Source organism: Lactonifactor longoviformis, from assembly GCF_042848515.1.
Taxonomy (GTDB): Bacteria; Bacillota; Clostridia; order Lachnospirales; family Lachnospiraceae; genus Lactonifactor; species Lactonifactor longoviformis.
Genome location: NZ_AP031453.1, coordinates 232,241 through 256,885, shown reverse-complemented (window position 1 = coordinate 256,885; position 24,645 = coordinate 232,241). Strand labels below are relative to the sequence as shown.

19 protein-coding genes are annotated in these 24,645 nt (G+C 47.6%); 2 read left to right on the top strand and 17 right to left on the bottom strand.

The window, feature by feature from the left end; all coding sequences use genetic code 11:
• Positions 1 to 2 precede the first annotated feature (2 nt).
• Positions 3 to 992 carry a sensor histidine kinase gene (locus tag ACGHCT_RS01105; RefSeq protein ID WP_390437709.1) on the bottom strand — a complete coding sequence of 330 codons (990 nt, stop codon included), beginning with the start codon at positions 990 to 992 and terminating at the stop codon, positions 3 to 5.
• Positions 979 to 1,665 (bottom strand): response regulator transcription factor, encoded by a 687-nt coding sequence (locus ACGHCT_RS01100; RefSeq protein WP_390437706.1) that lies wholly within the window; start codon positions 1,663 to 1,665, stop codon positions 979 to 981. The genes ACGHCT_RS01105 and ACGHCT_RS01100 overlap by 14 nt, the downstream gene beginning before the upstream one ends.
• Before the next feature lie 268 nt (positions 1,666 to 1,933).
• On the opposite strand from ACGHCT_RS01100, the gene ACGHCT_RS01095 reads away from it, so the two are divergent.
• Positions 1,934 to 2,260 (top strand): hypothetical protein, encoded by a 327-nt coding sequence (locus ACGHCT_RS01095; RefSeq protein ID WP_390437702.1) that lies wholly within the window; start codon positions 1,934 to 1,936, stop codon positions 2,258 to 2,260.
• Positions 2,261 to 2,370: 110 nt separating this feature from the next.
• Here the strand turns inward: ACGHCT_RS01095 and ACGHCT_RS01090 are convergent, their stop codons facing one another.
• The 6 genes from ACGHCT_RS01090 to ACGHCT_RS01065 form a co-directional block, all read right to left on the bottom strand.
• Positions 2,371 to 3,588: a GGDEF domain-containing protein gene (locus ACGHCT_RS01090; protein WP_390437699.1), complete on the bottom strand. Its 1,218-nt coding sequence runs from the start codon at positions 3,586 to 3,588 to the stop codon at positions 2,371 to 2,373.
• 16 nt (positions 3,589 to 3,604) lie between these two features.
• A complete protein-coding gene (locus ACGHCT_RS01085) occupies positions 3,605 to 4,804 on the bottom strand; it encodes a GGDEF domain-containing protein (protein ID WP_390437697.1) in 1,200 nt (399 codons plus the stop codon).
• A gap of 139 nt (positions 4,805 to 4,943) precedes the next feature.
• Positions 4,944 to 5,831, bottom strand: coding sequence for a LysR family transcriptional regulator (locus tag ACGHCT_RS01080; protein WP_154257535.1), 888 nt, complete (start codon positions 5,829 to 5,831; stop codon positions 4,944 to 4,946).
• Between the two features lie 2 nt (positions 5,832 to 5,833).
• Complete coding sequence (locus tag ACGHCT_RS01075) at positions 5,834 to 5,956, bottom strand: hypothetical protein (protein WP_256280977.1); 123 nt, start codon at positions 5,954 to 5,956, stop codon at positions 5,834 to 5,836.
• Between the two features lie 31 nt (positions 5,957 to 5,987).
• Complete coding sequence (locus tag ACGHCT_RS01070; protein WP_390437695.1) at positions 5,988 to 7,190, bottom strand: CynX/NimT family MFS transporter; 1,203 nt, start codon at positions 7,188 to 7,190, stop codon at positions 5,988 to 5,990.
• A 53-nt stretch (positions 7,191 to 7,243) separates the two neighbouring features.
• Positions 7,244 to 8,077, bottom strand: a complete 834-nt coding sequence (locus ACGHCT_RS01065) for an SDR family NAD(P)-dependent oxidoreductase (protein ID WP_154257533.1) — start codon at positions 8,075 to 8,077, stop codon at positions 7,244 to 7,246.
• 300 nt (positions 8,078 to 8,377) lie between these two features.
• On the opposite strand from ACGHCT_RS01065, the gene ACGHCT_RS01060 reads away from it, so the two are divergent.
• Positions 8,378 to 9,553 (top strand): aldo/keto reductase, encoded by a 1,176-nt coding sequence (locus ACGHCT_RS01060; protein ID WP_226902483.1) that lies wholly within the window; start codon positions 8,378 to 8,380, stop codon positions 9,551 to 9,553.
• A gap of 158 nt (positions 9,554 to 9,711) precedes the next feature.
• On the opposite strand, the gene ACGHCT_RS01055 is transcribed toward ACGHCT_RS01060, so the two are convergent.
• The 9 genes from ACGHCT_RS01055 to ACGHCT_RS01015 all read right to left on the bottom strand — a co-directional run bounded on the left by ACGHCT_RS01055 (position 9,712) and on the right by ACGHCT_RS01015 (position 24,633).
• Positions 9,712 to 10,860, bottom strand: a complete 1,149-nt coding sequence (locus ACGHCT_RS01055) for a sensor histidine kinase (protein WP_390437691.1) — start codon at positions 10,858 to 10,860, stop codon at positions 9,712 to 9,714.
• A complete protein-coding gene (locus tag ACGHCT_RS01050) occupies positions 10,857 to 11,540 on the bottom strand; it encodes a response regulator transcription factor (RefSeq protein ID WP_256280982.1) in 684 nt (227 codons plus the stop codon). The genes ACGHCT_RS01055 and ACGHCT_RS01050 overlap by 4 nt, the downstream gene beginning before the upstream one ends.
• Before the next feature lie 29 nt (positions 11,541 to 11,569).
• Positions 11,570 to 13,954 carry a M13-type metalloendopeptidase gene (locus tag ACGHCT_RS01045; protein WP_390437689.1) on the bottom strand — a complete coding sequence of 795 codons (2,385 nt, stop codon included), beginning with the start codon at positions 13,952 to 13,954 and terminating at the stop codon, positions 11,570 to 11,572.
• A gap of 122 nt (positions 13,955 to 14,076) precedes the next feature.
• A complete protein-coding gene (locus tag ACGHCT_RS01040; protein WP_390437687.1) occupies positions 14,077 to 15,030 on the bottom strand; it encodes a carbohydrate kinase in 954 nt (317 codons plus the stop codon).
• Positions 15,031 to 15,121: 91 nt separating this feature from the next.
• On the bottom strand, positions 15,122 to 15,901 hold the full coding sequence (locus tag ACGHCT_RS01035; RefSeq protein WP_226902487.1) for a hypothetical protein: 780 nt from the start codon (positions 15,899 to 15,901) through the stop codon (positions 15,122 to 15,124).
• The gene (locus ACGHCT_RS01030; protein ID WP_226902489.1) at positions 15,891 to 16,376 is read right to left on the bottom strand and encodes an RNA polymerase sigma factor; all 486 of its coding nucleotides are present in this window, start codon (positions 16,374 to 16,376) and stop codon (positions 15,891 to 15,893) included. The genes ACGHCT_RS01035 and ACGHCT_RS01030 overlap by 11 nt, the downstream gene beginning before the upstream one ends.
• A 138-nt stretch (positions 16,377 to 16,514) precedes the next feature.
• Positions 16,515 to 16,868 carry a hypothetical protein gene (locus ACGHCT_RS01025; RefSeq protein ID WP_390437684.1) on the bottom strand — a complete coding sequence of 118 codons (354 nt, stop codon included), beginning with the start codon at positions 16,866 to 16,868 and terminating at the stop codon, positions 16,515 to 16,517.
• A gap of 89 nt (positions 16,869 to 16,957) precedes the next feature.
• Entirely contained in the window at positions 16,958 to 23,161 is a 6,204-nt protein-coding gene (locus tag ACGHCT_RS01020) for a bacterial Ig-like domain-containing protein (RefSeq protein WP_390437681.1), read from the bottom strand.
• A 203-nt stretch (positions 23,162 to 23,364) separates the two neighbouring features.
• Entirely contained in the window at positions 23,365 to 24,633 is a 1,269-nt protein-coding gene (locus ACGHCT_RS01015) for a uroporphyrinogen decarboxylase family protein (RefSeq protein WP_173015523.1), read from the bottom strand.
• Positions 24,634 to 24,645: the final 12 nt, after the last annotated feature.

Here is a 24,645-nt window from a genome sequence, read left to right as displayed (position 1 = left end):
CGTCACTTTGGAAAACGGATGCAGAAAACCGCCCCTCCCCGGGGATGATTCTTTGCAGTAATGGTCCCTCCGTGCCGGGTTATAATCCGCTTACAGAGAGCCAGTCCAATACCGTACCCGGCCGCGGTGCCATTCTTGCCGCTGTAAAACCGCTCAAACAAGCGGGGCAGATCCTCTTTTTCAAAGCCGCTGCCGCTGTCATGGATGGAGATCTCCCCGAACAGCGGGGTATCTTCACAGGCAATCCCGATTCTGCCGTTATCCCCCGCGCTTTGCATACAATTTTTTAAAATATTCTGAATAGCTTCAGAGAGCCAGCTCAAATCTCCCTGTATGGTCATTCCCTCCGGTACATCTGTCCGCAGTTCAATATTATGCAGTTCCATAGAGATCAGCAGAGGGCGGACTGCAGTATTAAGCAGGAGTTTCACATCAACCGGCACCCTCTGGAAAGCCACAATGCCGGCATCCAGGCGGGATAATTTCAATAAGGAATTAATCAGCCACTCCATCTGTACAAACAATTCCTCTGTTTCCCGCAGCAGCGCTCTCCGTTCCTTTTCATCTGTAGTTTTCTCTATCAGCGACAGAATAAGGTTTGCGGATGTGAGGGGAGTGCGGAGCTGGTGGGCAATGTCCGCAAGAGAGTCGGCTAGGTGTTCCTTTTCCCTTCTCAGCGCGTCGTTCTGCTCCCTGATACGCAGTGTCATCTTTGTGATCTCACTTTGCAGAATGGAAAGCTCACCCTCTTCTGCATCACTGATATATATATGGTCCGCATTATGAAGCACAAGATCGATTTGTTCGGAAATATGAACTAAGCTTTTATACCGGGCTTTTGTGAACAGAAAAAAAGCTGTTCCGAATAAAACAGCAGACACACCGGCAAGAACCCCGGCCGCCGGGTGGATGATAAACCCCAGGAATATTGTGACGGCAGTAATTAAGAAAAAGAAGTATGCAAACTGCCGAACCTCTCTATTTCGAAACATCTCCGCCTCCCAACCGGTACCCGGTTCCCCGAACGGTTAAAATAATCCGGGGCGCACTTGGATCGTCCTCAATCTTCTCCCGCAGACGCTTGATGTATACGGTCAGTGTATTGTCCGTGACAAACTCCCCCGCCGCATCCCACAATTCGTCCAGGAGCCTGCCTCTGGTGATAATACTTTTGGGGCTGCTGACAAACACCAGGAGAAGGCGGTATTCCAGGGCGGAAAGGAAGACCTCTCTGCCATTCTTCTTCACCACTCCGCTTGCCGTATCTACATGAAGCCCGCAGACTTCAAAATCTGTACCTGACCGCCCGTATTTTCTCAGAGCGGTGCCAATCCGGGCAATTAGTTCCCGGGGGCGGAAGGGCTTGGTGATATAGTCATCCGCCCCTATGTTCAGCCCCGTAACAACACTGGACTCATCTCCGGATGCTGTCAAAAAGAGAATCGGGATATCCTGGGTCTCCTTGATCTCTGTGCATACTGTGAACCCATTACCGTCAGGCAGGGAGATATCAACCAGTGCCAGATCAAATGTATTCCCCTCAAGCAGGGCAAGTGCTTCCCCCCGGGTAGCGGCATGAAGTACCGCAAACCCTTCCGAACGGAGCAGCAGCTCAAGGTTCTTCGCAATTGCTTTATCGTCCTCAACCAAAAATATCCGTTTCATTTACACCATCCTTTCCTCGGAAGATATATAATCCTCGTATCACTTCTTCAGAGCTCTATTATATTTCTTTTAGTGCAAAGATACAAGGAGGCTGTGATTATATTTTTCCGCCTGCTGCGAACTCAGCCAATACCATTCCTGATTCTTTTTAACAGCAATTGGCTTTCTGTTCTTTCGCGGACTGGCAGTCGTGATTGTACCCCCCACTCACACAATTCTCTTCCTTTTCATATGTTATATAGAGTCCTTTATGGAAGGAGAAATCCGAATGTCAGAAAATATGACCTGCAATTGTTCTGCAGACATAACCGCCTGTCCTGAACAGCTGAATGAAACTTGTCCTGCTACCGGCTATCAGGAAGTAAACGTTTGTGTTCCTGTAACAATAACCCCCTTTGCCCATGCAGGGGTTCCGTGTACCAGATGCTGTGGGGAACCTGTGGTGATACCGGGTGATACTACATGCGCCGGTACAGTAAATGGCATATGTACCTTAACCATCAGCCAAACCCTCTGTGTGGAAGTTCCTATTAATTTCGGTGCATCCGTAGCTGTAGGCGAGACTTTTGTGGACTGCCGGAGCTTCAAGCTATGACCCCTGTGCCTATTGCAGGGCTGAGGAGGAAGAGATATAATACCCATGAATCCCTGGGATATCGTTTAATATAGAAAGAATCTGGAGGCGGAAATCCCTCCAGATTCTTTCTATCTATACCGTGCCATTCCCTTTTCCTGCTTTTGCCTGTACATTCTGCGATCTGCCTCCTGCAGGAGCGCTCTCCATTCCGAAAATTCTGTACTCTCCACAATGCCGTAGCTGATAGACATGGAATATGGCAAAGCTTTATCCGCTGCGGCCGCCCGCAGTCTCTCATTAATTGTCTCCGCCCTTTTCCCGGCAATATCGGCTGACATGTCCCTAAAAAGTACCAGAAACTCATCTCCGCCGTAACGGTACAGGGAGTCCACCCGATTCCGGCAGGCACTGCTTATCTCTCCTGTGGCGGTCAGGATATAGCGATCCCCCTCCTCATGGCCAAAGGCGTCGTTCACCCCTTTCAGTCCGTCCAAATCCAGAAAGCACAAAGTAAACGGCACCTTCTGTTCCATCATAGATGCGATAGTCTCTTCCGCATACTGCCTGTTATAAAGTCCTGTCATAGGATCCAGGGACGCCTGATGTTTCAGTCGTTCCTCCTCCAGCTGTTGTTCTCTCAATTTTGCTTCCATCGTTCGGTTCTTATCCCGGTAATCGTCCAGCTCACAGATCCTCCAGGTATATCGTATGGCAATATAAAACCCTGCAACGGAAAAAACACAAGATTTTATGCTCCATATTTTAAGAACCAGGTCATTGAGTGTGGCAGAATACAAGAGCAGATTGATAAACAGATAGAAAAACAATCCGGTCATCATCTCCAGTATAAAGGAATAATGCTGCGGATGATCCAAAATCAGGCGGAATCTGCGTATAATTACCGGTTTTCTCATAAACTGCAGGACGAGTCCTGCCAGTATAAAACCCAGCAGTACAGGGACCCCCTTTACATTGCCGCTGCTCCGGATATGATTGTCAAAGTTATGCATGGGCTGCTGGATCAGAATCGCCATAATACTGCGGCAGAAAATATTCGCGGCAAGTCCGCAGATAATCCCTGTCAGAGTATGAAACAGGGCACAGCGTTTATCTCCTTTAAAGCAAAAAAGAGTTTCAAAAAACAGCAAAAATGCAAACAGAAGCCAATTTAAGACCAGATGAAATTCCAAAATACTGCAGATGATGAAAAAAAGGTAATTCACCAGAAAGCCGAGGATCACAAGACCCATCCGGGGATACGGCATTTTCCGGATATGGGATACCAGAAGAAAGTACTGCCAGTGATAATAAAAATAGGCCGCCGCCGTCAGCAATAGCAATAACATAGGACCGCCTCCTCTCCTAACGCCTTCTTGCCTGTTTATCCAGATACATTTCCTGATCCGCCCTGCGGAAGATCTGCTCTGTACTGTCCCCGGCATTTTCGGAAACATAGGCTACGCCATAGCTGAACGAGATACAGGAATCAGACTTCTTTTCCATATACATACGAATGTCCTCTAACCGATTTGCCGCTGCATCCTTTTTACACCCGGGAAGCAGCACCACAAATTCATCCCCGCCTACCCTGGAAAATATATCGTCCCTGCGGAGCAGAGAGCCAAACTCATGCACAAACCGCATCAGGTAGAGATCCCCTGCGTGATGCCCGTCCCTGTCATTGACCTGCTTCAGGTGATCCAAGTCAATATAGACGAAGGAGAAAGGTTCCTTTGCCGCTTTCAGCGACTCCATTTTTTCTACAAGATAGCGGCGGGTAAATATATTGGTCATAGGATCCAGCACACTTTTGCTCCGCAAGACTGCCGCCTCCCGATCCTGCTGTTCCAATTTCTCTATCAGCCGGTAGTGCTCTTCTTCCAGGTAATGCTTCTTTAAGACAGCATAGAGATGCCTCAGAAAACGGATAAGGTAGAATTCCAGCAAAACTGTACTTCCAATCAGAAACAGAGGAAGCAGTCCCCACGCAATCTTTGAGACACAGAGCACACTGTCCAGCAGCAAAAAAGCATTGCAGAACCAGAGAAATATCATAAAAGGCCGCGCTTCCGCACTTTCTGATTGGGTGCGGAGCACTTCAAGTACTATATTCCATCGGGGAATCATCCCTGCAGCCACACTGTTCACAGTAAACACCAAGCCTATGGTGAGAATACGCCAGAAAGGCTGCTGCAAAAGCTCATACATCTGACTATGAGTGATGAGAGAGAATACCCCGATTAGAATCATGTGCAGGGCCATAGTGGTCAAATGGGTAAAGTTAATCAGGAACAGTTCCTTTGCGCGGCTCTCCTCTTTGCGGAGCAGACGGAACACTTTGTCCGTATAAGCCAGGATGTATACCACTGGAAGCGGAATATTGTACATTCCCCAAAGGGTAAACAACAGCACAGAAAAAAAACACCTGCTAAAATGCTTCCAGACAGAGGAGGCGTTGGGGTACCCCAATGCCTCCAAAGCCTTACGGGACACATAACCATATATCAGTGTACAGCACACCGGCACCAGCAGCCCCAGGCCCCAATACATATGTAACGGCAAAGGAATACCCCCTATCTGTTTTCAAAATTTATACCCTGCTTTTGCTTTCCTATGATTATATCAAATCAGAGTTGGAATATCAACAAACCTGCCGGCAAAGCAAAAAAGGCTCTGGATCAGCAGAACCTTTTCATACCTGTCAGGATTGTTCCAGAAGCGTCCAAACCAATCCTTTAATAATAGGGTTTTCCCGGTCTTTCCCCCAGGCTATGGCTATCTCGGTGTTATACCCCTCCAATTCTTTTAAAGGGCTGTAGGTGAGAAATGTGTTGTAGACAGAGTAGCTTTGCTCTGTAATCAGTATGACGGCATTGCCCAGCGCCACCTCAAGAAGGGCATCGTCAAGGGTTGGCGAATGAATTACATTTCGGGGCTTAAAGCCCGCTTTCTCCCAGAGCCCGCACATATAGAGATAGATCATAGGGGCCTTCTGGGGGTGCACCACAGTAACGGTATAAGAGCTTATCTGCTCCAGGGTAGGTGCCGGACAGGAAGCTAGGGGATGGTGGGGTGCCATAGCAACCATGAGCTTATCTCTGCGGAATACCCGATGAGTGAGAGCCGTATTAGCCTCAAATTCCTGAGGAAAGCCAATGGCCGCGTCAATTTCCCTGGCATCAATTGCCTGCATCATTTTATGGGGCGGGATAATTACAGATTTGATATTGATCTGAGGGTAAGCCTCCCGGAATCTGCGAAGGGGCTGGGTCAGACTCATCCCGATGGCAAAGTCCGGAACCCCCAGGCGTATCTCCCCTACCTTTCCGGCGGCAGTCAGCATACCATGCTCTACTGCCTCTTCATATTTTTTTACAACATCCACAATGTTCTCATAAAAATCCTTGCCGGCCTCTGTCAGCTGCACGGATCGTTTCTGTCTTGTGAAGAGCTGAAATCCCAGCTCCTCCTCCATCTTAGATATACTCAGACTGATGGCTGTCTGTGTCACATTCTTTTCCAGGGCTGCTTTTGTAAAGCTCAGGTTTTCTGCAGCACTGATAAAATAAAGCATTCCTTTTATATCCATAGTCAATTCCCTGCTTTTGTCACATCTAATATTTTCGCCGCATCGACGCCGGCAGAGAAGCGAAGCGCTTCTCTGCCGGCGTCTGCATCCTGATCAAAGTATAACATTACAAAAGTGTTTGTCAACTGTGCCTTTCGGCTGTAAGCATTGATCCTGTTATCTTTGTTCTTTTTTATTCAGTTCAGGAAGGAAAATCGCAAATACTGACATAAGAGCAACGGATACCCCCGCCATAATAAAGTACAGGCTAAAGTTGCTGCCCGCTGCCGGTGTGATGATATAAGTAGGAATAATTACCGCCCCCAGAAGTTCCAGCGTGGTAATAACGCCCCCGGCACTGCCGGCATAAGCCGGGCCAATCTCAGGAAGAATCATGGGAAAGGACATAAAGGTAGGAATCAGCGCACTGATAAACATACCTGCCAGAAATACAATCACCGCCGCCAAAACCGGCGGAGCCATCCACCCGAAGGCCGCACACAGGGCTGCCAGAACCGCGCATCCAATCAGCGCCGGCTTCATGCGGGGCATCCTGGCTATGACGGTAGGGCCGAAGAAGGACCCGCAGAAGCTTCCTACTGTCATAATAGACGCGATAATCCCGGACATAGAAGCGCTGATCCCCCTGGACTGCAGCGCAGTTGGGAGAAATGAGGCCAGGGAAATATTACATCCCAGGATACAGGCCAGGCAAAGGCCTACCAGCCATATGTTCTTACTCTTCAGGGCCGGTTTCAGAGAGGTTAGGAGGGACTCCCCGGAACCGCTCCCTGCATTTTGGATGTAGGGCCCTTCTTTTACAAACAGAATCCAGAGCACAGCTACCGCCACTGAGGCAGCCCCGGAGATCCAGAGAGCCGTGGGGATCGATGGGAGCATTGCGGTTGTGGCGGTCCCAAGGGTCATCCCAACCGTATTTCCCGCCATAATCAGACCCATGATGGGACCAACCCGTTCAGGAGGATACCAGCCCCCGATTATTTTTGACATATTTACATTCAAAAAGGTGATTCCTGTACCCCCTAATATCATGCTGAAAAACAGGGTTGCATAACTATCTGCAAAAGGACGGTAACAAAGTCCGGCGGCAGAAATAATCAGCGTGACCATAATAACCCTCTTACTCCCAAATTTGTCTACAAGCACCCCGGCAATAATGCCAAGAAAAATGGAGGTCACCATAGGGGAGGTAAAAATACTGGAAAACTGATTCTGTGTCAGATTCATATTCTCCATTAACTGGCCGGCTAACGGAGAAAGCTGATACTGAAAGTAATTTCCCACCATCAGCGCAAAAAAGAGGATACCGCAGACTACTTTTCCATAATTGTTTTGCTTGTTATTGCTCGCATCATTCATCTATAAAACCTCCGCTGGCATAGGAACAGGTTCAGATATTATGCGGGGTTCTCTCACTTTTCCCCCGCAAGGGGTACGTTGCCCAGAATCGCAGACTGTCCGTGGGCATAGACGTATCCCATACCTCCGCCCACATAAAGCAGCAGGCCTGTAATATATGCCGATAAATCAGAAGCCAGAAACAAGGCCGGACCTGCAATATCGTCCGGAGTTCCCATCCGGTTTAGGGGAACCTCTCTGGTTGCAATTCCGTGAAAAGCCGCCTCCATAGCTTCCTTTTCCTCTGGCGGAAACAGCTCATCCCAGAACGGGGTGACAATGGGACCAGGTTTTATGCAATTTACCCGGATTCCCAGAGGCGCCAGTTCCATGGCCAGATTAATGGTCAGGGATTCACAGGCAGCTTTTGCCATATGATAGTCATAAGCAGGAGTGGTTGGGTTAAAGGCTCCGTTGGATGAACATAAGATGATCTTTCCGCTCTTCGCCTCCTTCATATGAGGAACCACTGAAAAAGCAAGGTTATAGGTTCCCGTCATATTTACATCCATAGTTGTTTGATAGCGTTCCTCCGGTGTCATATTTGAGTCACCGTCGTAGCTTCTCCCTGCAAAGTTTGCCAGGATATCGATCTTTCCAAACTCTTTGATTACAGCGTCCACGATATCATCGCAGCTTTTTTTGCTTGCAACATTAAGAGGGCCATAATAACGGGCCTCCCCGCCTGCATCTGTAATCTCCTTCAGGACACGGTTTCCCTTTTTGGGATTGGTTCCGCCGATAATCACAACCGCTCCCTCCCGGGCATAGAGTTTAGCCGTAGCCTCTCCCATCCCGCTTGTACCCCCGGCAACAATAGCTATCTGACCTTTTAACATATCTTTCATTAAAAATCCCTCCTTCTCACAAAGACAAAAATCTTAACAGCACCTGTTATTCATATTTTTAGTATATGAAATGCATTTGAAATACATATCTAAAATTTATTATGTTCCTTATGGCAGAAAAAGTCAATTAGTGATTATGCCACAAATCTCATCGAATATTTTGTTAATAAATTGGGCATTCACAAATTGACAATTCTATTTTAATTATTTATTATATAGATAAGTATATGAAATGTATTATAGCCTGATAGTAAGACTCAGGTAAAAATGAAAATGAATAGTTTGGAAGGAGGATATGCTGTGGCAATTAATTTTGGCAAAAGGTTCGGACTGGGGGGACTGCGTCTGCCCATCTCAGATCCCAACGAACAGCGTTCGATTGATTATGAGACCCTTGAGAATATGATTGATATTTTTATGGATCATGGATTTAATTATTTTGATACCTCTTATATTTATCACGGAGGGTTATCAGAAGTGGCTCTGGGCAAAGCACTGGTAGACAGGTATCCCAGAGACTCTTTTCTGCTCTCAACAAAGATGCCTATTAAATTTATGAAAAAAAAGGAGGATATGGAAACCATTTTTGAAGAGCAGCTGGAGAAGTGCCATGTGGATTACTTTGATTTCTATCTGATCCACAGTATAGGCAAAGAGACCTATGAGAACTGTAAGAAATGGGATACCTTTGAGTTTCTCAAACAGAAAAGAGCTGAGGGTAAATTCCGTGAATTCGGCGTTTCTCTGCATGATTCACCGGAATTTCTGGACTTAATCCTGACGGAACATCCTGAGATTGACTTTGTTATCGAACAGATCAACTACATCGACTGGAAAAATCCTGCCATCCGTTCCAAAGAGATCTACGAGGTTGCGGTAAAACACGGGAAACCCATTGTTGTTATGGAAGCATGCAAAGGCGGCACGCTGGCCGAAGTACCGGATGAGGCAAAAAGAATCATGAAAGAATACAATCCGGATGCTTCTATCGCATCCTGGGCTTACCGGTTTGTGGGAAGTCTTCCCGGGGTCCGGGTAGTCCTTGCCGGCATGCCCCGGATGGAATTCCTGTATGATAATATAAAAACTTTTGAGGAATTTCAGCCTCTCAATGACGAGGAATATAAGATCATTGATAAGGTTGTGGAAATTATTAATGCCAATACACCCATTCCCTGTACCGTGTGCAGATACTGTGAGAGCGAATGTCCCAAGAATATTGCGATCCCGGACTATTTTGCACTGTATAACGATATGAAAAGGCTGGAGAAGAGCAGCTCTGCCAATGATGTCCTCACCCAGGCCTTCTATTACGGCAACTTAATTGAACAGGGACGGGGACCTGCTTCCGCCTGCATTAAGTGCGAAAAGTGCGTAAAAGTATGCCCCCAGCGATTGGAGATTCCGAAATATCTGGAAGAATACGTAGTTGCTGAACTGGAATCCTATAACCCGGAGGCACAGATTAAAAAGTAAAACAGACAGTGGATTTTATAGAATAGGGTGGAGGACGGTGACCAACCGCCGTCCCTTCACCTATTTAGACGTTCTGTTAACGTTCTCTTTATGCCGTTTCGCTGGAGAAGTTTCAGCTGTCCGCTGTCTCTTATACCCTATCTGACAACCTGGCAAGTTCAGGAAGGAAGCTTTGGACAGAGGTAAGGCAAATATATTTTAAAAGTGCTGCCATCTCCGGCTTTGCTAACTGCCTCAATCTTCCCCCCATGTCTCTCCACTATCATTTTCACAACTGCCAAACCCAAACCGGAGCCCGGTATGCGCTGAGAACGGGACTTATCCGAGCGGTAAAATGGCTCAAAGATATGATTCAGGTCTTCTTCCGCAATTCCCAATCCGTTATCTTTTATCTGAACCATTACATGATCTCCATCCTCAGTAACAGACGCAGAGACAAAGCCCCCCGGACAGTTGTATTTAATTCCATTTTCAATCAGATTATAAAAAGCACGGTAGAGTAGATTGGGATTTCCGTATACCCATGCGTCTGTTTTTTGTTCCGCTGACAGTGATACCCGGCTGTCCCCGGCTGTCCCCAAAAGCTCCGATACTGCCTGGTGAAGCAGAGAATATATCTCCACTTGTTGGTCCAAAGGCACCTCCCCAAGACTGGCAAGCGCCAGCAATCCTTCTACGGTCTTGATAATTCGTTCCAGAGACTTGTCTGTATCGCTCATAAACTCTTGATAATCTTCTACTTCAGGGCGGGGTGTCATCTTCAGCACCTGAAGGGAGGTTTTAATAACTGCAAGGGGGGTTTTAAGCTCGTGTGCCGCGTTTGCAGCAAAGCTTTTCTGAATTAAGAATGCCTCTTCCAGACGTTCCATCATGCTGTTGAAGGCATCTGCCAGTACCCTTACCTCTCCCTGAGACTTTTTGATTTCCAGACGTCTGTCCAGGTTCTGATCATTTACTGCCTGCACAGACTGCGTCAGGTCTTTCAGGGGGCGGAGAGCCTTTCCCGCCGCCCAGTATGTGGCGGCCAATGCAAGCAGCACAATCACCGCCATGGCTGTGACCACCTGTACCGAAAACCGCAAGGAAGCCTGCTGATAGGTTACGCCGGGATTCAGGGCAGGGGGGAGCTCGCCCTCAGGCAGTGCGGGATCATATTCAGCCCTCCCCTCTTCAATCAGGGAAGCATAATCCCCGTAATAGCTTTGGGCTGAAAAAAGTGAATTGGCAGTTAAGAGAACACAAACAATCACCAATATGACGCCTACAATCCCTGTAATTTGAAGCTGCAACGTATGTCTTTTTATCATAAGTCCTCCTTGGGACACTGCAGACGGTACCCCTTTCCCCGCTCTGTAATGATATACTCTTTTGCCCCTGCATTGTCCAGTTTTCTGCGCAGGGAGTGCATATGAAAGCGAAAGGTGTTGGAAAATAGGTCTGCCCCACTGTCCCATGCATGCTCTATGAGTTCTTCCGCTCCCACTGCCTGTCCGGCATGGACAAATAAATACTCCAGCAGAGAATACTCTTTCCTGGTCAGCTTCACTTCCGTATCCCCCCACCAGACCTGTCTTGCTACAGTATCCATACAGAGTCTGCCACAGTTAATGATAGTATTTACAGTAGTAAACCGACGCCGGAGGAGTCCACGGATACGAGCCTCCAGCTCCTGAAACTCAAAAGGCTTTGTCAGATAATCATTGCTGCCCTGGTCTAACCCGTTCACTTTATCCTCCAGCGTATTGCGGGCAGATAAGATTAAGACCCGGAACGTATCGTCCTGGCTGCGGATGCGCCGCAGAACCTCAAGCCCGTCTATTTTGGGAAGATTAAGATCTAATATCATGAGATCATACTGATTCACCTCATAGAGATATAGGGCTTCCTCCCCGTCAAAGGCACAGTCCACCGAGTATCCCAGAAGCCTGAGTCCCTTTGCCACTGTTTTAGAAAGCAGCTCTTCATCCTCTACTACTAATAATTTCATATTCTCACCCCTGACAGATTCTTATTTTACTACCATATTTTTATACGGTCTTGTTCAGGTATATACATTCCATCTCCCTCTTGGATTCCATAAGTATCATAGAACTCCTGGAAATTGGCCAGCACTTTGTTGCACCTGAGATTATTGGGTGCATGGAAGTCATTTTCTGCCAACTCTTTCAGTGTACTGTAATCTGCCACTCTCACCCACTGAGCCGCATAGCTGCGGAAAAATGCGTCATAATCCGGATTTTCCATATGAGACAGAATCTCTAATCCGCATGCAATCCCCCCAATATCAGCAATATTTTCGCTAAGGGTCTCCTGCCCGTTTACTTTGACGCCAGGTACCGCCTCATATCCCTCATAGAATGACACTGTACGTTTACATAACGCCTGAAAATGGCTGTAATCCTCATCTGTCCACCAGTTTCTTATATTCCCCTGTGCATCATACTGTGACCCACCGTCATCAAACATGTGGGTAATTTCGTGGGCAATGGTGCTGCCGATGGAGCCAAGGTTCTCCTCAAAGGAATTGTTTTTATCGTAAAACGGCGCCTGCAAGATGCCGGCCGGGAAGATGATGGTATTTGTATTTCTGCTGGCTGCGGCATTAACCGTATAGGCAGCCAGAGGAAAGCGTCTGGGATCCACGGGCTTTTGCAGGTCCTCCGCCTGACGCTTCCATTTTGCGGCCTCAGTAGCAGCTACATTTGCAAAATAGCTCCCGCCCTCTTCACCGGCGGCGATCACTGCATCATTGAAAATCCATTCATCCGGATATCCGATAAGCACAGTAATGGAATCCAGTTTTCTGATAGCCTCTTCCTTTGTACTGTCTTCCATCCAATCCAGGCGTTTTATCCTGTCCTTAAAGGTATCTGTCAGCAAGTTAACCATTTCTTCAACCCCGGCCTTTGCTTCTTCGGGAAAATAACGTTTTGTATAAAGCCGTCCCAGTTCATCTGAAAGGAAGTTCTGCACAGCAATATCTGCCGATGTAACACCCCCAGTACCGAACTTCTCCGCTAAATCCTCGCTCAGATAGGAGCTGTATCCCGTAAGCAGCGCCATTTTTTCTATAGCCTTAAACAATTCAAGATTCTCCTCTGTAAACCAATTGGAATAAGCCTCAAATTGAGTATCGTCAAATACTACCATCTTTACATCGGAGGGAAGTCCAATGGCATCCAGTAATTCGGAGAATTTTGCCTCAGGCATCATCTCATCCAGCGTATCCGGCGTATAATAGTTCGGATCTTTTATTTTCCCTGATACATCCTGCTCTTCCATATGGTCAGCCAAGTCCTTCTCAAGAAGCAGAATACCATCCGCATGCCGTTCTGCGTCCGGCTGGCTCTCACCGGCTGCCAACAGCTGCTCCACAAGGAATGCACGATATTCTTTATATGCTTCCCCATCAGGGTTTTCGTAATCATTCTTCACCAATCCGGGAACCTGCGTCATCAGCTGCAGGACTCTTCTGCTACTGTCCTTCGTATCGGTAACTGGTATCCCGGGGAGTAAACCATTGGCCAAGTTTCCCAGCTCCTGAACCGATAAGGCAACGGCAGCATTTAATTCTGAAAATGTGCCGGCCTTTTCCACCGCATCCAGGTATTTCCTCAGGGGTCCTATCCCAGCCCTGCTGCGGGCCTCTGTATCTTCAAAGTTCTTATACAGGTCACGTATCTTTTGCTCAGGGCTCCCCTTGGTATAATCTTCCCCGCTGTTTACGATTTCAAGAATCAGCTCCTTGAGCTGCGCGTCCGTATTGGCTGCTACAGCGCTTGAGCCCCCTGCGGTGTCCATGCCTTCCGGTATCTCAAGCGTATTGAGCTGCTGTCGGTTCACCGCTGTATAGAAGTCATCTTTCTCATTTGTGCCAAAGAATGCAAAAAATCTTGCGGCGATAATCCGGGCATCTTTCATAGTGGCCGGCTCCTCTAAAATACCGCTTTTGGCGGATCCCCCCTCTTTTTCTCCATCTGACGTATTTACCAGGTCGGAAGCAGCCAAAATCCCACTGTCCGCCAGATTCTGCAAGTCTGCCTGTGCCCACTTAGGTATGTCTGTCAGATCAGGCGCTGGGGCTGCTATCCTTTTTGGGTACCCCTCCGGAGCCGGAAGCCTGCCAAACGCGCGGCTGGCAAGCACAAGCATCTGCAGCCTGGTGGCCTTCTGAGATTCTTCTAAACCCTCGAGCACTCCTGCCCGTTCTGTGGAGGAGGCATAACCCTCTGCAGCCTTCATAAAATAATCCGCAAGCTCCTCTACTGTTGAAGGTTCGTTACTCTCTGCTGCGTTAGAAGTATCCGGACCAGATTTATTTCCCCCCGGTTCAGTGCAACCGGCAAGTGATACTCCTATAAGAAGTATAGCCATAATTTTCTTTATTTTTCTATAATTCATGGTATTTCCCTTTCCGAAACTGTTGTGATGCATTCTCTTGTTCCAGGAAGAATAATACCATATGCAATGTTAGATTATCGTTAGTTTCCCTGAGGGATGAAAATTATCTAAAAAGAATTTGTTTATGCCTGTACCAGCGCCTTCACTTCCTCCCTGGAAGGCATCGCACGAATTGCTCCCTTTCTTGTGGTGACAATGGACGCGGCCGCATTGGCAAAGGATAGCATCTCTTCCAGCTGCCTCTCACCCAGATCATCCAGTCCGTGTTCCAGAACATATCCCAAGACACAGGCACAAAACGTATCTCCGGCCCCGGTGGTATCTACTGTATGATCCGATATGAATGGTTTGCCATACACCTTTTTTCCGTTGCAGTACCCGATGCTTCCCTCCTTTCCCAGAGTGACATTCATAAGTTTCGGTGCTGCATACCTTCGTATTTCTTCGATCCCTTCATCGTATGACGATTTTCCCGTGAGCCACTGGATCTCATTATCCGCAATTTTTAAGATATCACAGTTCTTAATCCCATACCAGACTGCTTCCTTTGCTGCCTCTTCTGAACTCCACAGGGGAGCGCGGTAATTGGGATCAAAGGAAATCAGGGCCTTTGCCTTTTTGGCCCAGGACAGAGCTGTTTTTGTGGCCTCTGCCGCCGGTTCATCTGTTAAGGATAATGTCCCAAAGTGGAAGATTCTGGAGTTTTCGATAAGCTCTTTTGAGAGTTCTTCTGCCTTCAGCATAATATCCGCTCCCGGTTTTCTGTAAAACGAGAAATCTCTGTCTCCGTCCTCCTTGTGATGTACCAGGGCCAGAGTTGTCTTTACCTCCTTGTCGTAGAGCAGGCCTTCTGCCGATATACCGGTCTCCTGAATTACACCCCCCAGCATTCTCCCAAAAAAATCATCTCCTACCTTGCCTATAAAAGCAGTCTTATAGCCCAGCTTCTCCAGCATAGAAAGCACATTACAGGGTGCACCCCCGGGATTCGCCTCAAATACCGGATTTCCCTGGTCACTGATGCCATTTTGAATAAAGTCAATCAATAATTCCCCCAATGCGGTTACGTCGTACATTTTCCCAGTCTCCTTTCAGGATATCTTTTATTAATCATTTTATCTAAGTAACTTTATTATTGTTTACCATTTCGGAAAAGTCAATAGTTTTTTACTCATGCTCCCCATTATGATGTCTGTTCCGGTGCTTTTCATCCGAACTGCTGCTGTCATCGTCATTTTCCCTGTGTTCCTCCCCGTTCTGGTGGCTCCCATCCTGTTCGTGTTCTTTAATCTGGTGGTGTATATCGGACATGGTCATATCCTTGCAGTCCTCCACGGTAACTGTCTCATCGTATTGGGAAAGCTTCAGATAGGCTGAATATTTCCCCAGAGATACCCCATGGTGGTGAGCCTCTGTCACCGTACCAAGGTCTGCACTGATGCTCTCCCCGCCGTGTTCCATGCAGCCGGAACAGTTTTCTATCCCCGTGCGAAGCTCACGCTTTTTTTGCCGGTTCTTTGCGGCAACCGTAAATACCAGATCGGATTCCGAGGTCAGATAGGCGCTCTTATCTGCGCTGTCCAGAATCAAGTCAATGGCTTCTGTGTATTTCTTTCCTTTTACCGCCAAACCCTCAAGGATGACCTCCCCATCCTCATTGTAAGCGGTAGCGGAGACTACCCGGTCAAGACGGTTCAGCGCAAGCTCAACGGAAGGGTTCACGTCAATGCTTACATAGGAGACAGGTGTCCCCATGACAGAATATCCGCCTATGCCGGCCAGAAGCATCAGCATTACGCAGACTGCGGCGATTGTCCGGTACACTGCAGGGCGTAAGAAATGCGCTGTTCTTTTCCGCCGCTCTGCCTGCAGAAACTCTACGGTAGATTGTTTCAGTTCCTCACTCGCTTTTACAGGTTCAAACATATCATGGATTCTATTCGCCAAATTCTTCACCTCCCAGCTTTTCCCTCAGAAGTCCTCTTCCCCTTGATAATAAAGAATAAATGGTGTTTTCCTTTTTTCCCAGGATCGTACTGATTTCAGCCGCCGAGTATCCTTCAAAATAGTGCAGATAGATAACGTCCTTATATTTACCCGGCAGTGTCAATACAGCCTCAAATACTTCTTTCTCCCCATCCAGGGGGTATACGGCAGTTTCATTCATCGCATCCAGGGGAACTGTCCTCTGGCGGAAAAAGCTTTTCAGAAAATCCTTACAGGCATTTACCGCAACCCGGATAATCCATGCCTTTTTATGTTCCTCATCCTGAAACTCCATATCGCTTAGCATATACTTTAAGAATACATTCTGAAATATATCCTCCGTATCCGCCTTGTTTTTCAGATGATAGAAACAGATGCGCTGAACCATATCTGCATATGCTTCCACTGCTCCGTTTACATCATGTTCACTCCTCACTCACGCACCTCCCCCGGTATTCTTATATGTAGTATACCGCAGCAGCGGCTGCTTTGACAGACTTTTCATCTTATCTTTGCCGCGTAACGGCAACAGGCAGCGGTCGCTTGTGACCGCTGCCCTATACCGGATATTTTTTTATTTATGATGATTTCCATGCCCGTGACCGGAAGAATGATGAGTCCCAAAAGAGTGATGAGTGCCCGCAGAGGTACCGTTTCTCTTACATGTGTTATGGCCGCTGGGATTATGGTGTGCCTCTCCATCTGTTTCTTTATTCAGGCAGTTGTCGCACACACCATCCTGGTTCTCATCTGCATACTCTGTACAGCGCTGATTACAGGTATCACAGATACCATCCCCGTTCGTATCCGCATATTCGCATGGGATCCCTTGGTTCTCTCCGGTCATATTGATATCAGCACCAAATACAACCGTGCCCATTGTAAATACAAGTGCTGCGGCTGCCCCTAACGTTATCAGTTTCTTCATGATAGATTCCCTCCTAAATGTGTTTTATTTTTTGTTTTATATAAGTAACACGATTGAGGATACCAAATCCTTGCATATAATTTTATTTTTTATTTTGTTTTTGTCCAAACTCCTGAGTCATTTACATAATATTTGCCGATCCAGGTGTTCGAAGCCATCCCTCCATTCTCCTTCAAGTAATACCATTTCCCGGATATGTTCACCCATCCGACAGCCATGGCGCCATTATTATTCAGGTAATACCAGGTCCTGCCGTCCTTTACCCAGCCCGTCTGCATCGCTCCGCTTTTGTTCAGGTAGTACCAAGCACTTCCGTCCTTTACCCAGCCTGTCTGCATCGCCCCGCTCTTATTCATATAATACCAGACAGTTCCTGTCTGTACCCAGCCGGTCTGCATCGCTCCGCTCTTATTCAGGTAGTACCAGGTCTTTTCGATCTGTACCCAGCCCGTCTGCATCGCCCCGCTCCTGCTCATGTAATACCAGGTGGTTCCCACCTGTACCCAGCCGGCTGCCATGGAGCCGCTGCTCTTCAGATAGTACCAGGTGGTTCCATCCAGCAGCCATCCGGTCTGCATAATACCGTCTTTATCACAGTAATACCAGTTCTGTCCGTCCTGCACCCAGCCTGTCATACGGTAGCCGTACCGGTCAAAATAATACCACTTGTCTGCAATCAGCTTCCAGCAGGACTTGGGATAGGTTCCGTCTCCATTGTTATACCACCAGCCGTTCCGGTCCTCTTCCCAGTGAGGTACATTCACCGGTTCTTCTTCTGCCACAATCATGTACTCCGCAGTCATATCCTCATAGGTCACAGTTACGTAGTAGATTCCAGCTTCCGTAAGTTCCGGTACCGTTACCTGATAGCTGCCCGCTGTCAGTTCTGTATAGGTGCCGTCGGAATAGTGTGCATATACAGCAAGTCCTTCCGTATCCACGGTTTCTCCTGTCTTATACTCGGCCTTCTCCGGCGGTGTCAGTACAATCTTTGCCAGTACCGGCGCTTCCACTCCTTCTGTTACATTTACCGTAAAGTCTGCCGTCATCTCCTGATACGTAACGGTAATGGTCTTTTCTCCTGCCTCTGCAGAGTCGAAGCCTTCTACCTTGTAGGCGGATGCCGGTATTTCTTCTTTGGTATGGTTGCTGTAAACCGCATTTACTACCATACCTGTGGGATCAAAGGTTTCCCCTACCAGGTAATCCGTCTTATCCGGTACAATCACTTCAATTCCCGTTATTTCTTTTTCTTTTACCTGAATGGTAAATACAGCCGTCTGATCCTGGTAAGTAACCGTTACGTTCTGTTCTCCCGGTTTGCAGGTATCCACTTCTGAGACTACGTATTCCTCTACCACCTGGGTATCTCCATTGGAATACTCTGCTGTCACTTCCATTCCTGTGCTGTCAAAAGGCTCTCCCACTTCATATTCCGTCTTGGCGGGTGGAACCACTGTAATTCCGGTTAATACTCTTTCCTTTACAGTCACTTTAAAGTCTGCGGTCTTTGTAAGTTCACCCTCTGTGTAGCTGACGGTGACTGTCTTTTCCCCGGCAGTCTCAGAATCAAATCCGCTTGTCTCATACTCCGTAACCTGAGCGCTGCTTCCATCGCTGTAATGTGCGGTTACGGTCAGTCCTGCAAGATCCAGTTCCTCGCCGATTTCATACTCTGTCTTCTCCAGGCCGTCCAGTGTGATGCTGTCTAACAGTATCGGATCATTCTCTACGAATTCGGCCGTAACCGTCACATCCTCACCCGGCATGCTGAACTGGGTGGAGGCATCACTGATGGCAACACCGTCCGGCTGGGACGCTGATGTATACCGCAGAGTACCTGCTGCATAATGGTATCCTTCGTCCGCCTTCACTTCCAGGGTTACCGGCTGGTTCTTCTGGGCCTTTGCCAGATCAGAGATAATCTGTCCCCCCGGTGTGTCCCCGATATTGACGGTATACTCCGTGACAGCAGGACCCTGGCTGAAAGTAACCTCCAGTGCCGCATCGTAACTGAGATTCTCAAAGGTATAGCTGCTGCGCTGCCCATAGTCGGCCCCATTGACCAGCACTTTCTCCACAGCGTATCCCGCTTCCGGATGGAAGTCAAACCGTTGGCTTTCACCGTAAGGCACCGTAAGAATTCCGTCTTCTGGGAGCTCAACCCCCTCGGCTGTCACAGTGCCCCCCTGGCCTGCCGTCACGGTAATGGTCCTGGTTAAAGATCTGGCCTCTTTGCACAATACCATGTTATATATAGTAGACTTCATGTTGTTATTGGCCGCGATATCTTCCTCTTCTACCACCAGCTCAATGAAACCGTCTTCCACGGCAACCGGAACAGATGCCGTCTTTTTTCTGCCCTCTGAATTGGAAAGTGTAATGCTCTCCTGCTTCTCTCCGTTCACATACAGGCTGTACTGTGTATCCGCATTGTTAGAATAAGTGATATCTACTTGCTTTGCAGAATAAGGATTTTCCACAAATAGTTTGTTTGCATTTAACGGGCATGCAGCATCATTTTGGAACCGAATGGTATCCCCTTCTTCCAATGTTACACCGCTATCCGCATACAACACCTTAAAAATGCCTTTATTCCAATTGGATCCGGAATTGTCGGGAAGCAAAATATCGGATCTTTTTTCGTTATTTACGTACACTGCAAGTTTATGTCCTGGATCCTCGTAGTGCTTATCGTAAGCAAGCCATGCTTTGCCTGTGGGCAGCTTGGAAAACTCCATCCATGCTGTTGGACTGGTGTTAACACCGATAGGAAAGCAGACCATTCCATATCCCGGCAGATCAACATTAGAGGCACTCACAGTAACATGCTCAGCGTCATTCATATAGAACCCCTTGCCCAATGCAATTCGATCGCCTTCATAACCGAATCCAGAAATTTCCGAAGCGGTGCCTTTCATGTCAGACTCTGCATTACTTCTAAATGCCATCATATCCTTGGTAGTAATTTGAATATCATCTGGAGATGTCTCCGGTGTAATGCCAAAGCGGAAGTAATCAAGATTATAACTATAATGGCCACGGTAAACAAAATAGATGTCACGGGTACCGCCTTCCCCCATTTCCAGGGGGATAGACACCGTTGTGAATTTATCCCACGCACCAGTACCAGGCAAGTACGCTTCTCCCAAAAGCTCTCCGTTTGGAGCGTCCGCATGTACTTCCAGCATTGCTCCTGCCCCGCCGGTCGAATATGTTACTTCTACAGAATTACATACTGCACTTTTGGAAAACGGAAGCTGTTTAAACATTGCATAGCCTCCCTCCTCTGTAAATCCGACTACGGAGCCAGTGCTTGATCCAGTCTGTGCGGCTGCCCGGCTATTATATAACTCATCTGCATCCACAAATAATGTATTGGACATCGGATCCGGCCGCGGGCTTCCTACCTGTACCGCCATAGTAGGAATACTTTCATTTAAATGGCGATCCACTGCTGTGACACGATAATAATTGGTCTTTTCGCTTAATTTCTCACCGTCAAAATCTATGCCCACATCCTTGAAGGAGGTAGTACCTTTTTCAACATAAGTAACATACGTGGCCCCGGATGGATTGAAATCAGGGGTGTCACCTCTGTATATCTTATACCAGAACACATTTCCCACTGCATCATTCCACACTACTTTACCGTCTTCCTCTGCAATACTGGATGGCGCACGCAGTACACTGGCACCGTCCCCGTCTGTATACACCGTACAGGCAGCGTTCAGCCCATTTTCACCTGCCGTGGCAGGCCAGACTTCCGTATTGGCACCGTCTGAAACAGAGATAAAATATTCAATGCCGCTGTCCGCAAATCCGCTGGTGGGCACACTGGCTGCAAACGTTCCTTTTACCCTGTGTTCCATTGGGATTTCAGCAAAGGCTTCCCCGGATCCCATAGCACGGTAGTGGATCGCTGCACTGAGTTCATCATAGTCTCTCTCATCTAAAATACGCACCTTAAGTGCCATATCCTGTCCCGCGCGTACAGAAGTAGGAGGGGATACAACAACCGGCTTCGGTGTTGTCTGATCGGCTGCACCGGCCTCGCAAGTCTGTGGAATAGAGGCTTCGCTCTCCCCTTCCTCTGTCACCGCCGTAACTGTGTAGACTGCTTCCCCATCGTATGTATCTGTGAATTCTCTTACATCTGCGCCCAGTGGAGCCTCTGTAATCTTTTCCTCGTCACGGTACACAAGGAATCCATCTGCAGTGTCCGCTTCATAGGTCCAGGCGAGTGCTGCGCCGTCTGTGGTTCCTCTGGCAGTTACATTCAACGGAGCTTTAATTGCCTGTGCGTTTCTCAGGCTTGTCTCTCTTCCCGCATAGCGAAGCTGGACAAAACGGTTCTGGGAACTCTGCACATTGCCCAGAGAGGAAATATCATCCACACGGTTTGTGAATGACTGAGCCCAGACGGAAAAATCATCCTGCAGGTTTTCCCATGAAGTGCTGTTAAAACTCTGATCCAATTTACAGTAATACTGTGCGCAGATCAGGCGATTGCGCAGCTTCTCCAGGCGGTCGATGCATCCGCTGTCAGAAGATACAGCAATTGCGGCATCCACACGGTCGATCATCCCCTGCATCCTTTCAATATCCGCGGAGCGGTCTCCATTGGTGAATTCGGGAGTATTCCAGCATTCAGACCAGAGGGTAGGCACAACCGTCTTTTCATCTGCATAAATGAGCTTTGTCATGTCATCTGCCGCACCATCCCCATAACATTTCTCTGCATACTCCCTGTATACGCTCTCTTCTGTATTATATCTCTCTTCCCGGTCCCAAGGCGCTTTGGCCACATAGGAGATCTTGGCATCCACGCCGTCGGTCAGCCGCCAGGTCAGCGTAAACATACCCTGCATACTATCCTTGTTCTCCTGATAGCTTGCAATGGTCTGGTCCAGTCCCATCTTATAGGGATAAAAATAAACGGAGGAGTCAAAGTCACGTTCCATCCAGGGACCTCCCCAGAATTCCTTATTTTCTCCATACGTGTTTTTACCGTTTACAAAACCTGCGGAGTAGTCTGCAATTGGAGCAACAATTACATCGTCCGGTACATACGCCGCAATGTCTGCACGAACCCCCCAGCCAGAGATAGCCAGCTGGGTCTCTGGCTGCCCTTCTTTCATAGCACTGTAAAATCCGTCAAAGCACTCTTTCCAGTAATTCAGCGCGGACGCCGAATTTCCAATGGTCTCACTCATATAAAGGAGAAGAACATCCAAGTCTTTATAATCTTTCATAATCTGATCCGTCCGGGCTTTCAAAACGCCAGGATCCTTAGCTTCCGCGCTGTATCCATCCGGAATCAGGTTGATATCCAGTCCCAGGCCCATTTTTACACCACGTTTATGGGCATACTCAATAATCATCTGGAACTGAGAAGATCCTTTGGCAAAATTTTCATTGTTATTTAAGCAGTCATTATGGAGAGTCGCATCAGTACCAAAGTCATAATCATCAAACAAATCGGAAGCTCCAAATAAATATTTATTCACATCCCAGCCAGGACATCCCCATAAATGTCCTGTTTTAGCCGTGGGGTTCCAGTTCCGGGAAGTATAGCCATCGTAAGTAAAGTTGTGGAACATCTCATTATGTCCATTTTGTCCGTTATAATTGTGGATATTCAGGAAATTCATCCGCATTCTGGCCATCTGGTCAATGATGTGCATCCAGTCCTCTGTAGAATAAACGGTGGCTGACTGTGGGAAATTTGTCCAGGGCAGAACACCTCTCATATACTGCCGGGGAGTCTTAGCCTCCTCCACCTCGGGCATATAGAGGGCTGTTTTCTCTTCAGGTATTACATCCCCTGAGAAATAAAAGCCGATCCCATAATAGTCATCCAACAGCCCATAGACCCCATAAAGAGCTCCTTCGTCATCGGTACCCCCGATATAAAGAGTAGAACCTGCTTTTTTCAGCACATATCCCTGCTCTCCTTCATGGCCTTCGGCACCTGTCCCGGCAATGGATTCCAGTTCTTCTTTCACTGCACTGATCTGGCTGTTAGCCTCTAAAGTTCCAAGTACAAAGGCATTTGTCAGCTCCATGCCTTCCGTCTCCGTTACGATAGGTACGTGTGTACCGGAAAGCTGGTAGAGATACTTCTGCAGCTCTTTTGCCGCATAGTCCTGCATATCAGTGGCTGCTTTGCCCACCACGATTTGAAATCCCTGTTCGTCTCCAGGCTCTGCGGCAACTGACATAGGTGCCAGGGCCGTTAACGCAAGAACTGCCGTCAGCAGACAGCTGACTAATTTTTTACAGATTTTCAATTTTTCATCCTCCAATCTTATCCATATGTTAAGATAAACGGACAGTCATGTACTGCTGGCTGTCCCGTTCCTATTGCAGATGTCAAACTCACCCCCATTCTCATCTATAGTGTGCGTGCACACCAGGTATATAAAAAGAGACCGGCGCACAGGCAGTTCATAACCGCCGGGCGACAGCCCCTCCGGTGCTTCATGATAATGAGTTATTTCTTCTTATAATCATTAATCGCCTGGAACATAGCAAGTATGTTCTCAGCATTTGTAGCACTTTGGATATTATGTGTGGTATTGAATACAAAACCGCCTCCCTTGGCAAATAATTCAATACGCTCTGATACTTCTTTATATACTTCTTCCGGAGTGCCAAACGGCAGCGTATTCTGGGTATCTACTCCGCCTCCCCAAAATACAAATTTGTCACCCCATTCCTGTTTCAGTGTCTTCCCGTCCATTCCTTTGGCAGAAAGCTGTACCGGATTCAGGATATCAATGCCGGACTCATAAAAATCCTGCAGAAAGGTGCTGATGGCACCGCAAGTGTGGTAGAAGGTCTTCCAGTTGGTGTGCTCATGAATCCAGCCATTAATCTTCTGATAGTATGGTTTATAGAATTCCCGGTAGGAGTCCAGGGACATAAAAGGCCCAATTTGAGTGCCAAAATCTGTACCGGAGATGTATACTACCTGGATCTTATCCCCGCATGCCTGATAGATAAGTTCTGCATTTTTAATAGCATACTCCAGATGCATCTCAAATAGCTCATGTATGTATTCGGGGCAGATTGAATGTGCCATCATGAATTCCGGCAGATCTCGGATCCCTTTTGGATATTTTACATTGGGCCCCGGAACAATTGCAAAATCTCCAATAGAGGCCAGAGCACCGCTGGCTACTATCCCGTAACCGGTATTGTTGTAATAGTCATTACACTGGTTTTCCATAAAACGCAGCTGTTCATCTGTAATGACACTGAAATCGTCCTTAAAGTCTTCCCTTGCATTCAGGTTCTCATCGTCGCAGGTTGCTGTAGATCTGGTAATGTTGTCAAAGAAGAATCCGCCGTCGGGCATCATACCGGAAGGAGGTACACTGGTATCTCCCTGAGGGTAGAGATAAGTGCGCCCTTTCTCATCTTTTGTCGTGTTGAATTCCAGCGGAACATCCACTTCCAGGCCGTTAGGCATGGTAAAGGGCTTTCTCCCCGCATTGGAAAATCCGAACATATTCATATTTGTACTCACATCCACACAGTCCAGATGAAGAGTTTTTCTCAAGTCCTCTTCCACTTCCCCCAGCAGCTGCAGAGGTTCACAGATCTTCACCTTCCGCTCTTCCAGATTCAGCGCTTTCCTCAGATTGTGCAGCGCATTTGCATTAATACCAGTAATCGACGTAGAGCCCATATCCACGACTAATTGATCCGGTTCCTGATGATTTAAAGTCATATTTAATCTTTCTCTGCTTGTTGACATATCTCTCTTCTC

Coding starts and splice junctions, on each gene's coding strand:
- ACGHCT_RS01105 (WP_390437709.1), bottom strand. CDS start 992: ATGTTTCGAAATAGAGAGGTTCGGCAGTTTGCATACTTCTTTTTCTTA.
- ACGHCT_RS01100 (WP_390437706.1), bottom strand. CDS start 1,665: ATGAAACGGATATTTTTGGTTGAGGACGATAAAGCAATTGCGAAGAAC.
- ACGHCT_RS01095 (WP_390437702.1), top strand. CDS start 1,934: ATGTCAGAAAATATGACCTGCAATTGTTCTGCAGACATAACCGCCTGT.
- ACGHCT_RS01090 (WP_390437699.1), bottom strand. CDS start 3,588: ATGTTATTGCTATTGCTGACGGCGGCGGCCTATTTTTATTATCACTGG.
- ACGHCT_RS01080 (WP_154257535.1), bottom strand. CDS start 5,831: ATGGATATAAAAGGAATGCTTTATTTTATCAGTGCTGCAGAAAACCTG.
- ACGHCT_RS01070 (WP_390437695.1), bottom strand. CDS start 7,190: ATGAATGATGCGAGCAATAACAAGCAAAACAATTATGGAAAAGTAGTC.
- ACGHCT_RS01065 (WP_154257533.1), bottom strand. CDS start 8,077: ATGAAAGATATGTTAAAAGGTCAGATAGCTATTGTTGCCGGGGGTACA.
- ACGHCT_RS01055 (WP_390437691.1), bottom strand. CDS start 10,860: ATGATAAAAAGACATACGTTGCAGCTTCAAATTACAGGGATTGTAGGC.
- ACGHCT_RS01050 (WP_256280982.1), bottom strand. CDS start 11,540: ATGAAATTATTAGTAGTAGAGGATGAAGAGCTGCTTTCTAAAACAGTG.
- ACGHCT_RS01045 (WP_390437689.1), bottom strand. CDS start 13,954: ATGAATTATAGAAAAATAAAGAAAATTATGGCTATACTTCTTATAGGA.
- ACGHCT_RS01040 (WP_390437687.1), bottom strand. CDS start 15,030: ATGTACGACGTAACCGCATTGGGGGAATTATTGATTGACTTTATTCAA.
- ACGHCT_RS01025 (WP_390437684.1), bottom strand. CDS start 16,868: ATGAAGAAACTGATAACGTTAGGGGCAGCCGCAGCACTTGTATTTACA.
- ACGHCT_RS01015 (WP_173015523.1), bottom strand. CDS start 24,633: ATGTCAACAAGCAGAGAAAGATTAAATATGACTTTAAATCATCAGGAA.